14 protein-coding genes are annotated in these 12068 nt (G+C 61.5%); 8 read left to right on the top strand and 6 right to left on the bottom strand.

Features of this window, described 5'->3' with window-relative positions:
• Positions 1-43: 43 nt before the first annotated feature.
• Both AC3WTO_RS06690 and AC3WTO_RS06685 read right to left on the bottom strand, forming a co-directional pair.
• Positions 44-1942, bottom strand: coding sequence for a L,D-transpeptidase family protein (locus AC3WTO_RS06690; protein WP_492459865.1), 1899 nt, complete (start codon positions 1940-1942; stop codon positions 44-46).
• Between the two features lie 220 nt (positions 1943-2162).
• Positions 2163-2909 carry an SDR family NAD(P)-dependent oxidoreductase gene (locus tag AC3WTO_RS06685; protein WP_492459864.1) on the bottom strand — a complete coding sequence of 249 codons (747 nt, stop codon included), beginning with the start codon at positions 2907-2909 and terminating at the stop codon, positions 2163-2165.
• Between the two features lie 100 nt (positions 2910-3009).
• Between AC3WTO_RS06685 and AC3WTO_RS06680 the strand changes: the two genes are divergently transcribed.
• Positions 3010-3636, top strand: coding sequence for a TetR/AcrR family transcriptional regulator (locus tag AC3WTO_RS06680; protein ID WP_492459863.1), 627 nt, complete (start codon positions 3010-3012; stop codon positions 3634-3636).
• Between the two features lie 70 nt (positions 3637-3706).
• On the top strand, positions 3707-4102 hold the full coding sequence (locus AC3WTO_RS06675) for a rhodanese-like domain-containing protein (RefSeq protein ID WP_492459862.1): 396 nt from the start codon (positions 3707-3709) through the stop codon (positions 4100-4102).
• A 164-nt stretch (positions 4103-4266) separates the two neighbouring features.
• Here AC3WTO_RS06675 and AC3WTO_RS06670 read toward each other — a convergent pair whose 3' ends face one another.
• Positions 4267-5178, bottom strand: a complete 912-nt coding sequence (locus tag AC3WTO_RS06670) for an alpha/beta fold hydrolase (RefSeq protein ID WP_492459861.1) — start codon at positions 5176-5178, stop codon at positions 4267-4269.
• Positions 5179-5226: 48 nt separating this feature from the next.
• On the opposite strand from AC3WTO_RS06670, the gene AC3WTO_RS06665 reads away from it, so the two are divergent.
• Positions 5227-5679, top strand: a complete 453-nt coding sequence (locus AC3WTO_RS06665; protein WP_492459860.1) for a MarR family winged helix-turn-helix transcriptional regulator — start codon at positions 5227-5229, stop codon at positions 5677-5679.
• Positions 5680-5724: 45 nt separating this feature from the next.
• On the opposite strand, the gene AC3WTO_RS06660 is transcribed toward AC3WTO_RS06665, so the two are convergent.
• The 3 genes from AC3WTO_RS06660 to AC3WTO_RS06650 form a co-directional block, all read right to left on the bottom strand.
• Entirely contained in the window at positions 5725-6336 is a 612-nt protein-coding gene (locus AC3WTO_RS06660) for a pyridoxamine 5'-phosphate oxidase family protein (protein WP_492459859.1), read from the bottom strand.
• 110 nt (positions 6337-6446) lie between these two features.
• Positions 6447-6806, bottom strand: coding sequence for a gamma-butyrobetaine hydroxylase family protein (locus AC3WTO_RS06655; RefSeq protein ID WP_492459858.1), 360 nt, complete (start codon positions 6804-6806; stop codon positions 6447-6449).
• 83 nt (positions 6807-6889) lie between these two features.
• Positions 6890-7360: an Lrp/AsnC family transcriptional regulator gene (locus AC3WTO_RS06650; protein WP_492459857.1), complete on the bottom strand. Its 471-nt coding sequence runs from the start codon at positions 7358-7360 to the stop codon at positions 6890-6892.
• Between the two features lie 119 nt (positions 7361-7479).
• Here AC3WTO_RS06650 and AC3WTO_RS06645 point away from each other — a divergent pair, with 119 nt between their 5' ends.
• From AC3WTO_RS06645 to mobB, 5 genes are all read left to right on the top strand, one after another.
• On the top strand, positions 7480-8382 hold the full coding sequence (locus tag AC3WTO_RS06645) for an EamA family transporter (protein WP_492459856.1): 903 nt from the start codon (positions 7480-7482) through the stop codon (positions 8380-8382).
• Positions 8383-8646: 264 nt separating this feature from the next.
• The gene (moaA, locus tag AC3WTO_RS06640) at positions 8647-9654 is read left to right on the top strand and encodes a GTP 3',8-cyclase MoaA (protein WP_492459855.1); all 1008 of its coding nucleotides are present in this window, start codon (positions 8647-8649) and stop codon (positions 9652-9654) included.
• Positions 9655-9891: 237 nt separating this feature from the next.
• Positions 9892-10812, top strand: a complete 921-nt coding sequence (locus tag AC3WTO_RS06635; RefSeq protein ID WP_492459854.1) for a DMT family transporter — start codon at positions 9892-9894, stop codon at positions 10810-10812.
• 40 nt (positions 10813-10852) lie between these two features.
• Positions 10853-11485 (top strand): molybdenum cofactor guanylyltransferase MobA, encoded by a 633-nt coding sequence (gene mobA / locus AC3WTO_RS06630; RefSeq protein WP_492459853.1) that lies wholly within the window; start codon positions 10853-10855, stop codon positions 11483-11485.
• A complete protein-coding gene (gene mobB / locus AC3WTO_RS06625) occupies positions 11482-11991 on the top strand; it encodes a molybdopterin-guanine dinucleotide biosynthesis protein B (protein WP_492459852.1) in 510 nt (169 codons plus the stop codon). The genes mobA and mobB overlap by 4 nt, the downstream gene beginning before the upstream one ends.
• Positions 11992-12068 lie beyond the last annotated feature (77 nt).

Raw genomic sequence — 12068 nt, 5'->3', positions numbered from 1 at the left:
TAGCCAGTTGCGGCGGCAGGACTGATTTCAGGTCGAGCGCTCCCTAACTTACCGGCCCACGCACGGCAGCGACCGCTTCCAGAGCTTGGCGCAAGCGGTCATCTCGGCCATAAACGTCGTCAAAAAACTCCACCTTTCCAGATAGATCCGGCCAGGCGGTGAAGTAAGCGACATAGACCGGGATCTTGCGGGTCACCTTCTCGGACGAATGCCCCTTGGCCAACTTACCGGCGACATAGTCGACCGAGGTGCCAAGCACGGCAGCAGCCATGCCGCGAGGATCCTGCAGACGCACGCAACCATGGCTCAGAGCGCGATTATCGCGCTGGAAGAATGCCTTCTGCGGCGTGTCGTGCATGTAGATGGCGTGCTTGTTGGGGAACAGGATCTTCAGCTCGCCGAGTGAATTGGCTTCGCTCGGCTGCTGGCGCACGTTGAAGGGGATCTTCGAGCCGTATGCGCCCCAGTCGACGGAGGATGAAGGGATGCGCTTGCCCCGTGCATCCGACACTTCATAACCCGCACGGTCGAGATAGCCGGGATCGCGCCGCAACCGCGGCAGCATCTCGTTGACCAGGATCGACTGCGGCACGCCCCAATAGGGATTGTAGTCGACCTGTTCGATCTCGTCGTAGAAGAAGCTGGTCTGGTTGGCGACCTTGCCGATGACGGTTCGTGTCTTCAACTTCTCCTGGCCACCCTCGATGTAACTGGCGCTGAAGGCGGGCTGGTTGATGAAGACGCGCGGATCACCGAGATCGGACGGGTGCCAGCGCAGTTCCTCGAGCGCATACTGAACCTTGGCGATGCGATCGGCTTTTGACGCGCCTGCGAGGGCGGCAACCGTGCGCGGGCCGACGACGCCGTCGTCCTTCTGGCCAGCCTTCTTCTGGGCTGCCTTGATCACCGGCACCAACTCGGGGACATACGTCTCGCTGCTGACCAGCCGCGACAGAACCTCACCGTAGTCGCCGCCCATGTCATCATCGAGATCGCGCGCGATCAGCGACAGCAGCTTGGGCAGTTCCGGGCTGGTTTCACCCGGCTTCAGCTTCAATTTGGCGTCGACGACGATTTCATTCTCTTCGCTCGCCTTGAGCGCCTCAAGCTCGACGCGCAACGCCTGGTATTCTGCGTTCTGCGGGTGGCGCGACTCGAGATAGGTGCCCGCTTCCTGCGTGCGAGCCAACGTCTTGAGCACGGCTTCGCGGTCCAGCGGCTTTGCCGGGAAATCGTAATATCCTGAGATGCGGTTCGGATCGATGCGGCCGTCCTGCGCATCGTCGATGTAACGCAGTACGCGCGCAGACAGCGCCATCTCGAACCGGATCATCTCCTTGGCGCGCTCCGCGGGATCGGTGGAAGCTGGCGCCGGCACGTCGACCAGGTAATCCTGCGGCGCCAACCCATAGGTCGCGGCATCGCCCAGCACGCGCATAGCCTGTCGCGCCCGCTCGTTCGGCGCCGAATCGGTCACCCAGATGAAACCGGGATTGGCGGCATAGTAGGCGGTCAATGCCTTCGCGTTCGCGGCTTCGGCACGCAAGTCGTAGTCGGCCAGCCCGGCCAGCGCTGCACGGAAAGCATCGCCTGCCTGCGTCGGCTCGAAGGCAGCGTTCTGTGGAGCTGCCGACAGCGACGAGAAATCAACCCTCACCAGCGGGTCGGCCTTATAAGTGTTGTAGGTCGGGCCTGTGATCTTGGCGATGGCAGCCGCTTTGCGGGCGCTGGGCGGCGGTGGAAACTCGCCGCGTCGCTGGGCTGGGCGCCGGTTGTAGGGATCGTTGTAGTCGCCATCGCGCATCGATGGCGCCCCCTGGCGGACACCACCCCCAAAGAGCATGTCGAACAGGCCCTCGGCATTGGCGTGGGGAGATCCCAGCAGCGTCGCGGCCAAGGCCGCAAACGGCAGCAATGCTGATCTCTTCACGAACGACTTCATGGATCACCCTCTCCGACCCGTCATCGGGCTCCAATTCCGCCATGGATGTTCTGATCCTTCGCGTGGCGGTTCTGTGACAGGATGATAGCGTTTCACGCGCATTTGTTTAAGTCTTCGTTAAGCCAACCGGTGCCAACCGATCACTTCCACGAACGCAGTGTGGCGGCACGGAAACGTTCCGCACCGCCACAACCAGAGAAAATCGATAAAAGAGGCTGCCTCAGGTGTTAGCGCCGCCGTCGATGGTGAAGGCGGAACCGGTGACGAATCGGCTTTCCGGTCCGGCAAGCCAGGCAACGAGGCTGGCGATTTCCGACGCGTCACCGAAACGTGGTGTCGCCATCTTCTGGCGCTGGTGTTCGGCGTGCGGTCCGTCGGCAGGGTTCATGTCAGTGTTGGTCGATCCTGGATTGACGATATTCGCGGTGATGCCCCGCGCGCCCAGATCGCGTGCCAGCGCCTTGGTCAGGCCGACCAGACCTGCCTTGCTCGCGGAGTACGCGGTCAATCCAGGATCGGTAATACGGTCGGCGAGGTTGCTGGAGATGGAGATGATCGAACCGCCCTCGCCCATCAGCGCCGCCGCAGCCTTCGACGCAACGAATGGCGCACGCAGATTGACCTCGATCGATTCGTCGAAATCGGCCAGTGACAGGCTGTCCACCGGTTCCGCCCGCCAGATGCCAGCACTGTTGACCAGGATGTCCAGCCGCCCAAGAGCCTTCGCGGCCTCCTTGACCGAACGCTCGACGGCGTCCGCATCGCGATTGTCGGCCTTGATCGCGATGGCGCGCTGGCCGCTTGCCTTGATCTCCGCCACGATCGCCTCGGCTTTTTCCGCACCGTTGACATAAGTGATGGCGACATCAGCGCCCTCGGCGGCGAGCCGCTTCGCGACAGCCGCGCCAATGCCTCGGCTGCCGCCGGTTACCAGGGCCGCCTTGCCTTGCAATTTCGTCGAAGTCATCGATTTCCCTTTCTGTATCGATCGATACAGAAATATCTGGCAAGGTTGTGCAACGCCGTCAAGTGATTTATGTATCAATCAATACAGAAATGGAATTCCCATGGCGGATCGTGGACGCCCGCGCAGTTTTGACCGTACGGTGGCCCTTGAGCTGGCGATGCAGGTGTTCTGGAAAAAGGGCTATGAAGGGTCCTCGCTGAACGACCTGACCGCGGCGATGGGGATCGGCTGCCCCAGCCTCTACGCTGCCTTCGGCAGCAAGGAAGGCCTGTTCCTCGACGTCATCGATCACTATAGCAACATCGTCGGCAGGGAGATCTGGGACGCGGTCGAGACAGCCCCGACGGCGCGCGCCGCGATGCAGGGGTTTCTCGATGCAACCGTCGACGCCTATTCGAGGACGGATACCCCGCAGGGCTGTCTGATCGCGCTGGCCTCTCTGCACCAGGATTCGAGTTCCGGAGCTATCTGCAGCGAACTGCGCCGCCGGCGCGCGGAAAACATCGACGCCCTGCGCCGCCGGTTCCGGCGGGGGGTGGAAGAGGCCGACCTGCCTGCAGGATTCGATTGCGACGAGGCCGCCTTGTTCTACGCCACGACGCAGAACGGCATGTCCATCATCGCGCGCGATGGCGCCTCCCGAGAAGCGCTCGCTGCCGTCGCCAGCGGAGCCATGGCCGCCTTCCAGCCGCTGGTGGACAAGGCAAGCGCATCGCATGGCTCGTGACAAAATCCCGATGGTGTGATGGAAATCCGGCAAGGGCGCCGGTTGCGTCGACATCTTGCGGAGGACAGTCGTGAAAAGAGGGTTTCGCCAGATGCTGGACGAGGCCAATGCCGAGATCGAGGCGGTTTCGCCCGATCAGGCGGCTGCGTTGCTGGAAGACGACGGCACGATCTTTGTCGACCTGCGCGACCCCCGCGAAGTCGAGCAGAGCGGCCGCATACCGGGCGCCAAGCATTGCCCTCGCGGCATGCTGGAGTTCTGGATCGACCCCGACAGCCCGTATCACAAGGCTTATTTTGCTTCCGGAAAGAGTTTTGTCTTTTTTTGCGCCGGCGGCTGGCGTTCCGCACTAGCCACCAAGACCGCGCAGGACATGGGTCTGACGCCGGTCAAACATATCCTCGGCGGCTTCACCGCCTGGAAGGACGCAGGCCTGCCGATCAACGCGCCAGAAAACAAGACGTAGCGCGCCGTCCTCATACCAAAGGTCCTGGACGCTGACGCCTCCAGGACGCCTCAAACGCCGGCGCGGCCCATCCGGGCCGCTCGGCTTTCGCGCCAACGGGCGCGGCGCCCAAGAACACTGTGAATGGCGCGCGCTCCAACGGTCATTCCCAATGATCGTTGGTATCAATGCACCAGTTCGGGCCGTGTGCGTTCGGCGACGAAAGTGACGACCTTCTCCACGACATCCGGGTCTGCCAGGATGCGGCGGTGACCGAGGCCGTTCGCCCAATGCAGGCGGACATGATCTCCGGCCCCGGCATAGAGATCGGCATGTCTCGCCGACACTTCCTTGTCGTCAGGCGCGTGAATGACCAGGGTCGGAACCGGCACATGGGCGAGTTGGCGGCCACCCTGGAATTCCTTCAACGGACGCCCGGACAGGCGCTCCACCCGCCCCGCCATCGCATTCTGGGAACGCGGACCGACATTGAGCAGGCGACTGAATTCGGCAAACAGATCCGGGATCGAGCTTGGGGCGGCAATCAGGACCAGCTTCTCGGTATTCACCGGCAGGTATCCTTTCACCGACCCGACCGCCGCGTTGGTTGCGACGGCGCCGCCAAAGGAATGCCCGACGGTGGCGACGAAGGGGCCAAACCAGTCACCGGCAAGCCGTGCGGCCTCGACCGCATTGACCATGTTCAACCGGCGTCCGGAAGACGCGCCGTGGCCGGGCAGGTCCAGTGACACCACGCGGTAGCCGTCTTCCAGAAATCCCTGGATCAGCGAGCGCATGTATTCGGTGCGCGAACGCCAGCCGTGGATCGCGAGAATCGTGCCGCGCGATGCCCTGCCCTGATCCGGACGGAATTCGTGCACGACGACGCACCCTGCCTTTGTCTTCAAGCGGTGGTGGCGCGCCCCGGCCATGAAATCAGCGGCACGGTCGATAGCTCGGCGTTCGCCTTCACTGACCTTGTTGACATTGGGCGTGCGACAGAACACTTCGAACGCGGCGCGGCCCGCAACTCCGGGGGCGATGCGCTCACCGAAGCCAAACAGGCCTCGGATGACCTTCAAACCAAATGATGCCATAGTGGCGATCCAACAGAATAGTTCAACCATGAACATGTTAGTTCAAGAATGAACAAAAAACAAGACTTGCCTTGGGACAATCCGCGATTCCGCAACTGGATCGCGCTCGTGCGCGCCGAGAAGGCCGTGGTGGCGGCGCTAAGCAAGGCCCTGCAGCCTCTCGACCTGAAGATCGCGCAGCTCGACATGTTGATGAATCTCTACCGCCATCCCGGCATGTCACAGCACGATCTGGCACGCCGGTTGCTGGTCGGACGATCCAACATCACGATGCTTCTGCCGCAACTCGAGGCACGCGGCCTCGTCACGCGCGAGAACGACGCCAAGGACAAGCGCATCATGCGGCTTACGCTCACCGAGAGCGGTGAAGCTCTGCTCATGGAAGCCTTGCAGGTCTACACGACGCTGATCGAGCGTGTGATGGCGCAGTCGACGCCTGCCGAATGCGACCGCATGGGCGCGATGATGCTGCGCATCACCGAAGCCATGAAGATCGAGTAGCACCGGCAATCACAACGGCTCACTTGCCGAATCGCGTTCGCCCGCTCACCACATCGACTTTTTCGCCCGCTCGGGCCATTCCGTGTCGTAAGCCGCGCCATCGATGCTCTTGCGGCTGGTGATCTCGAGGATCTGCCCCGGTGTCGGCAGGCTTTTGGGATCGACATGCTTTGCCGCATTCCACAGGTCCGAACGATGGATGGCGCGCGCGCACTGGAAGTAGACCTTTTCGACCGTAACAACGGAAACGGATCGCGCCGGCTTTCCTTCCATCATGAAGGACGCGCACAGTTCAGCGTCGGTGGTGATGAAGGCAGTGCCATTCACCCGCAAGGTCGTTCCCGATCCCGGCACCAGGAAGAGCAGCGCAACCCGTGGATCGCGGATGATGTTTCGCAGGGAATCGGCGCGATTGTTGCCGCGCCGATCGGGCATCAGCAATGTCTTCGGATCGTGGATGCGAACAAAACCGGCTAGATCGCCGCGTGGCGAGCAATCGAGTCCCTCAGGGCCTGACGTGGCAAGAGCCACGAAGGGTGACGCTTCGATGAAAGCCGCATATTCGGGAATGACGTGATCAAGTTCCTTCACCAAGGAGGCTTCACCCGGGAGCCCATAGAGCGCTTCGAGCTGTTCCAGGGTTTCGATTCTCGACATGGTCCTTGCTCCGTAAAGCCTGCGGCTATCGCAGCCGCATGACAGTTTGACGACGGCGAGGCATGCGAATGGATGCCCGGAGCGTTTCCGCGTTTCCGTGAAAAAACGCTCTAGCGATCCCGGCTCAATCCCTTTTCGGCGAGCTCATCCAGATAGCCTTGCCAGCGGTTGGCCTTCTCATGGCCCAGCGTATGCAGATAGGTCCAGGTGAAGATGCCGGTGTCGTGAAAATCGTCGAAGGTGATGCGGACCGCGTAGTTGCCGACCGGTTCGATCTTGAGGATGGCGACCTCCCGCTTGCCGGGCACCGTTACCCGTTGCTCCGGCGCGTGCCCCTGTACTTCCGCCGAGGGCGAGAGCACACGCAGCAGCTCTGCGGGCAGTTCGAATGGGCGGTGATCGGGAAACGTCACCGTCAGCAGCTTGCGGTCCTTCGAGACGCGGAGTTCCTTCGGAGCGGTCATGGACATCCTTCTTAGGTTGGTATCCGACTACGCGTCTTCGTCAGTCTTGGGAAGGCCGCAGATATCGTCCCTCTTGGCCCAGTGCGGCATCAGGAAGCCTCCTTGCCGATCGGGATGACACCTGGCTTCTTGGTGCTGCGGATCACGACGAGCGTGACGAAAAATCGTACCTGCTCGTCGCTCGCGAACAGACGATGCACCAGGTCGTCGTAGTTCTCCATGTCGCGCGCGACGATTTTGACCGCGAATGTGTATTCGCCGGTGATCTGCCATGCCTCGATGACCTGCGGCTCGTTCTCGAGTTTGCGTAGCAACTCGTCGATGGTACGCGAGCCCTCCCGCTCGAGCGTTACCAGGACGATCATCGAAAGCGGCCACCCCAGCGTGCGGGGCGCAACGACCGCGACCTCGCGCTGGATCGCACCGCTTTCCCGCAAATGACGGACACGCCGATAGCATGCCGGGGCGGAGAGGCCGACACGCTCGGCCAGTGCCGGAACGGGAATCCGCGCGTCGATCTGGAGTTGCTCAAGAATCCGCCTGTCGACCTGATCGAGCACGATGTTTTGCATTGCCGGCAACCTCAATATTGATAATTTTTATCACAAAATAGCAAAACTCGATCACCTTTGGCGAGCCGCAAAGCTAATTTCCCAGCCGGAAAATGTGCGGGGATACAATGACGACGGCAATCAGGCAGGCAGAAGCGCCTACGACACTTTTGATACCCATAGGCGCGCTGATCGTGGCGATGCTCTCCTTCACCTCGGGGGCATCCGTCGCCAAGCAGCTCTTCTCCATCATCGGCGCTGAAGGAACGACAGCGTTGCGTCTGTCGATCGGGGCGCTGATCCTGGTCGCCGTGCTGCGGCCCTGGCGCGTGCGGCTCTCTGCCATGTCGTGGCGATCCGTCGTCTTCTACGGCCTGGCGATGGGCGGCATGAACCTGTTGTTCTACATGTCGATCCAGACGCTGCCGCTCGGCATCGCCATCGCGCTGGAATTTACGGGCCCGCTGAGCGTGGCCATCCTGTCGTCACGCAGGAAAATCGACCTGCTCTGGGTGGCGCTCGCCGCGGGAGGATTGCTCCTGTTGGTGCCGCTGGGAGACAGCGTTGCCCATATCGATCCCGTCGGCGCCCTGCTGGCGCTGGGCGCAGGTGCGTGCTGGGCGCTTTACATCATCGCCGGCAAGCGGGCGGGACAGGAGCATGGTACCCTCGCCACCTCGCTTGGTATGGCCGTGGCCGCGTTTGCGGTTTTCCCGATCGGCTTTGCCCATGCCGGCACGGCCCTCTTCCAGCCCGATGTGCTGCTGATCGGAACGATCGTCGCCGTTCTCTCCAGTGCGTTTCCCTACACGCTCGAAATGTTCGCCCTTCGCCATCTGCCGGCACAGACCTATGGGACGCTGACCAGCGGCGAACCGGCCGCCGGAGCAATGGTGGGATTGTTCCTGCTGGGAGAGGCGCTGCCGCTGCTGCAATGGTGTGCAATCGCCATGATCGTGTCGGCCTCGGTCGGAGCAACGATGACGGCAATGCGCAACCAATTGCCGCCTGAGCCACTCAACCTGGGCTGAAAGCAGCGATCCGTTATTCCAGGGGCGACATGTCGTGGTTGCAGCGGACGGATGCCAGATGATACCAAATGGCACCCTTTGCAGGGCTTGAAAGATTGTCATCAAGGCCCGACATTCGACTAGAGGATTTCCGATTGCCGCGAATGCGGACTATAGCAATTCCAGGAAAAATGCGTAGCGGTTTTCCGTTCGGAATTGTGAAAGACCAAGATTAGAGCGTTACCGCGTTTCCGTGAAAAACGGAAACGCTCTAAAGGCGACAGAATGCAATTTGCCAATCCCATGATCGACCCTTTTGGCCGCACGATCAGCTATCTGCGCGTTTCCGTCACCGATCGCTGCGATTTTCGCTGCGTCTATTGCATGGCGGAGGATATGGCCTTCCTGCCGAAGAAGGATCTTCTGACGCTGGAGGAACTCGATCGGCTGTGCACCGCCTTCATCGAAAAAGGCGTTCGCAAGCTGCGCTTGACCGGTGGCGAACCGCTGGTACGCAAGAACATCATGCACCTTGTGCGCGAATTGTCCCGTCACCTGAAAAGCGGCGCCCTTGAGGAGCTGACGCTGACCACCAACGGCTCGCAGCTCGCCCGTTTCGCCGATGAACTCGCCGATTGCGGCGTTCGCCGCATCAATGTCTCGCTGGATACGCTCGATGCCGACAAATTCCATGCCATCACCCGCTGGGGGCATCTTGGCAAGGTGATGGCAGGCATCGATGCCGCGCAGGCAGCCGGCATCAAAGTGAAGCTCAATGCCGTGGCATTGAAGGGTTTCAACGACCGGGAAATCCCCGAAATGCTGCGCTGGGCCAATGGTCGTGGCATGGACCTGACCCTGATAGAGACCATGCCGCTGGGTGAGATCGATGGCGATCGCACCGACCAGTACCTGCCGCTGTCGCTGATGCGCGCCGAACTGGAGCGCAGCTTCACACTGAAGGATATCCCCTACAAGACCGGTGGCCCTGCCCGCTACGTCGAGGTCGCCGAGACAGGCGGCCGCCTCGGCTTCATCACGCCGATGACTCACAATTTCTGCGAAAGCTGCAACCGTGTGCGCCTGACCTGCACGGGCACGCTCTATATGTGCCTCGGCCAAGAAGATGCCGCCGACCTGCGTACGCCGCTGCGGGCCTCGGAAGGCAACGAACTGGTTTCAAGCGCCATCGACGAGGCGATCGGCCGCAAGCCGGAAGGACATGACTTCGTCATCGACCGCCGTACCAATCGACCGTCCGTATCGCGCCATATGAGCGTGACCGGCGGATAACAAGCGCCCACGGTCGGCTTCGGGCCGACATGTTTCCATGTCGGTTTTCTGGGTCAGTCTTCTGGCCTATCGCTTTGTCATTGCTGATGCCCTCGCCGATGGTAGAGCTTTTCGAAGCTGGGGCGTTTCCGTCTTTCATGGAAACGCGGAAATTCTATAACTCGTTGTTTTGACGCAATTCCGGACGGAAAACCGCTGCGTACTTTCCTGGGATTGCTTTGGCCGACAGGATCAGCCGTGCCCCTTTCGCCCAATCTTCGCGGCGCCCTTTACATGATCGTGGCGATGGTCGGCTTTGCGTTCAACGACGCCATCACCAAACATTCCTCCGCCTCGATGAACATGGCACAGGTAATGCTGGTGCGCGGCATCTTCGCCTCGACTTTGATCGCTGTGCTTGCCTGGCGACAAGGCGCACTCGCGGTGCCCCGCCTCGCCTTTCATCCGCTGGTTGCCCTGAGAGCGCTGGCAGAATCGGGCGGTACGCTCAGTTTCCTAGTCGCGCTTGCGCATCTGCCACTCGCCAACGTTTCGGCCGTCATGCAGGCATTGCCGCTGGCGGTGACCATGGGGGCGGCGCTGTTCTTCGGCGAAGGTGTCGGCTGGCGCCGCTGGCTCGCCATCATCGTCGGCTTCATCGGCGTGATGATCGTCGTGCGGCCGGGCTTCGACGGGTTCAGCTCCTATTCCTTGCTGGCTCTGGCAAGCGTCGCCTGCTGCATGGTCCGGGATCTCGTCACCAAGAAAATCCCGGCCGAGATTCCGACCCTGCTGGTGTCGACCACCACAGCGATGATCATCACCGGCCTCGGCGCCTTGTTGCTCGCCCCGATGGGCGGATGGACGCAAATGTCAGGCAGCGATCTCGCTTTGCTTGCCGTCGCCGCGGTGCTTGTTCTGATCGGCTACCAGTTCGTCATCATGGCGATGCGCACCGGCGACGTCTCCTTCATCGCGCCATACCGCTATACCGCCCTGCTGTGGTCGATGCTGCTGGGATTCGTCGTCTTCAACGACGTTCCTGATTCGGTGACGCTGCTGGGCTCAGCCATCGTCGTCGCCTCGGGCCTCTATACCTTCTATCGCGAGCGTGTCGTCGGCAGGCCGCGCAATGCCGTCGAAAGCACTGGACCCACGATGGAGCCGGACGGCATATAACGAAAGTACGGTGCGCTCGCAGGAAGGATGAAAATACGCGATGAACGTCGAAGTCGCCGGGATCATTCTGGCCGGAGGATTGTCGAGCCGCATGGGCGGCGGCGACAAGGGCCTGCTGTCGCTGGGCGGCAGATCCATCCTTGACCGGGTAACGGCTCGCCTCACGCCGCAGGTCGGCCCGCTTGCGCTCAACGCCAATGGCGATCCCGCCCGCTTTCAAGACTTTCCGCACGCGATCCTGGCCGACACGGTGACCGGATTTCCAGGCCCCCTCGCCGGCATCCTGACGGGATTGGAATGGGCTGCCACGCAAACTGAAGCTCCGATGATCGCCACCGTTGCGGCTGACACACCATTTTTCCCCGAAAACCTGGTTCCTAGCCTGACGGCGGCTGCCAGCGGGCGAGATGACAGCATTGTCGTGGCGCTCTCATCTGGACGTGAGCACCCCACATTCGCTCTCTGGCCGATCGCCCTCCGCGAGCCGCTGCGTCATTTCCTGGTTGTAGAAGGCAATCGGCGTGTTTTGTCCTTCATCCAGCGCTATCGCTTCGTCGTAGTGGACTTTCCGCTGCAGCCATTGCGCGCCGGTACGCTCGACCCGTTCTTCAACATCAACACACCCGCCGACCTTGTCGAAGCAGAGCGAATCCTCAAAGAGCTGCCCGCATGAGCAATCGTGTCTTCGGCATCACGGGCTGGAAAAACTCCGGCAAAACGACGCTTACCGAGAAGCTGGTGGCTGAACTGGTGCGACGCGGCCGGCGTGTCTCGACCGTAAAGCATGCCCACCACGACTTCGACATAGACAAGGAAGGCGCCGACTCCTTCCGTCACCGCGAGGCCGGCGCCAGCGAAGTCGCCATCGTCTCAGGGCGACGTTGGGCACTGATGCACGAATTGCGCGGCGAGAAGGAACCGAAACTCGCCGATATTCTCGACAGGCTGGCCCCCGCCGATATCGTGATCGTGGAAGGCTACAAGCGCGAGAGCCATTTCAAGATCGAGGCGCGGCGCACCGGGGCCAAGGATCACACACCGCTAGCGCCATTCGATCCCAGCATCGTTGCTGTCGCGGCCGACCATCCGCAGATGACTGAGACGCTGCCTGTGTTCGACCTCGACGATATCGCTTCGATAGCCGACTTCATCGAACGGCGAGTCGGCCTTGCCGGCTGACCACGCGCTGCCGAAAGACGGAAGCTTCCCCAACGATATGTGCAAAACCTACGTTTTTTTGACGACGCCGAAAGACA

Source organism: Mesorhizobium sp. EU05-FHT14A09 (assembly GCF_058790995.1).
The sequence above is the reverse complement of the archived record's forward strand: the minus strand, read 5'-3'. Positions and strand labels throughout refer to the sequence as shown.

Bases quoted from the DNA above. Each gene is read 5' to 3' on its own strand.
- AC3WTO_RS06690 (WP_492459865.1), bottom strand. From the start codon at position 1,942: ATGAAGTCGTTCGTGAAGAGATCAGCATTGCTGCCGTTTGCGGCCTTG.
- AC3WTO_RS06685 (WP_492459864.1), bottom strand. From the start codon at position 2,909: ATGACTTCGACGAAATTGCAAGGCAAGGCGGCCCTGGTAACCGGCGGC.
- AC3WTO_RS06680 (WP_492459863.1), top strand. From the start codon at position 3,010: ATGGCGGATCGTGGACGCCCGCGCAGTTTTGACCGTACGGTGGCCCTT.
- AC3WTO_RS06670 (WP_492459861.1), bottom strand. From the start codon at position 5,178: ATGGCATCATTTGGTTTGAAGGTCATCCGAGGCCTGTTTGGCTTCGGT.
- AC3WTO_RS06665 (WP_492459860.1), top strand. From the start codon at position 5,227: ATGAACAAAAAACAAGACTTGCCTTGGGACAATCCGCGATTCCGCAAC.
- AC3WTO_RS06660 (WP_492459859.1), bottom strand. From the start codon at position 6,336: ATGTCGAGAATCGAAACCCTGGAACAGCTCGAAGCGCTCTATGGGCTC.
- AC3WTO_RS06655 (WP_492459858.1), bottom strand. From the start codon at position 6,806: ATGTCCATGACCGCTCCGAAGGAACTCCGCGTCTCGAAGGACCGCAAG.
- AC3WTO_RS06645 (WP_492459856.1), top strand. From the start codon at position 7,480: ATGACGACGGCAATCAGGCAGGCAGAAGCGCCTACGACACTTTTGATA.
- moaA (WP_492459855.1), top strand. From the start codon at position 8,647: ATGCAATTTGCCAATCCCATGATCGACCCTTTTGGCCGCACGATCAGC.
- mobA (WP_492459853.1), top strand. From the start codon at position 10,853: ATGAACGTCGAAGTCGCCGGGATCATTCTGGCCGGAGGATTGTCGAGC.
- mobB (WP_492459852.1), top strand. From the start codon at position 11,482: ATGAGCAATCGTGTCTTCGGCATCACGGGCTGGAAAAACTCCGGCAAA.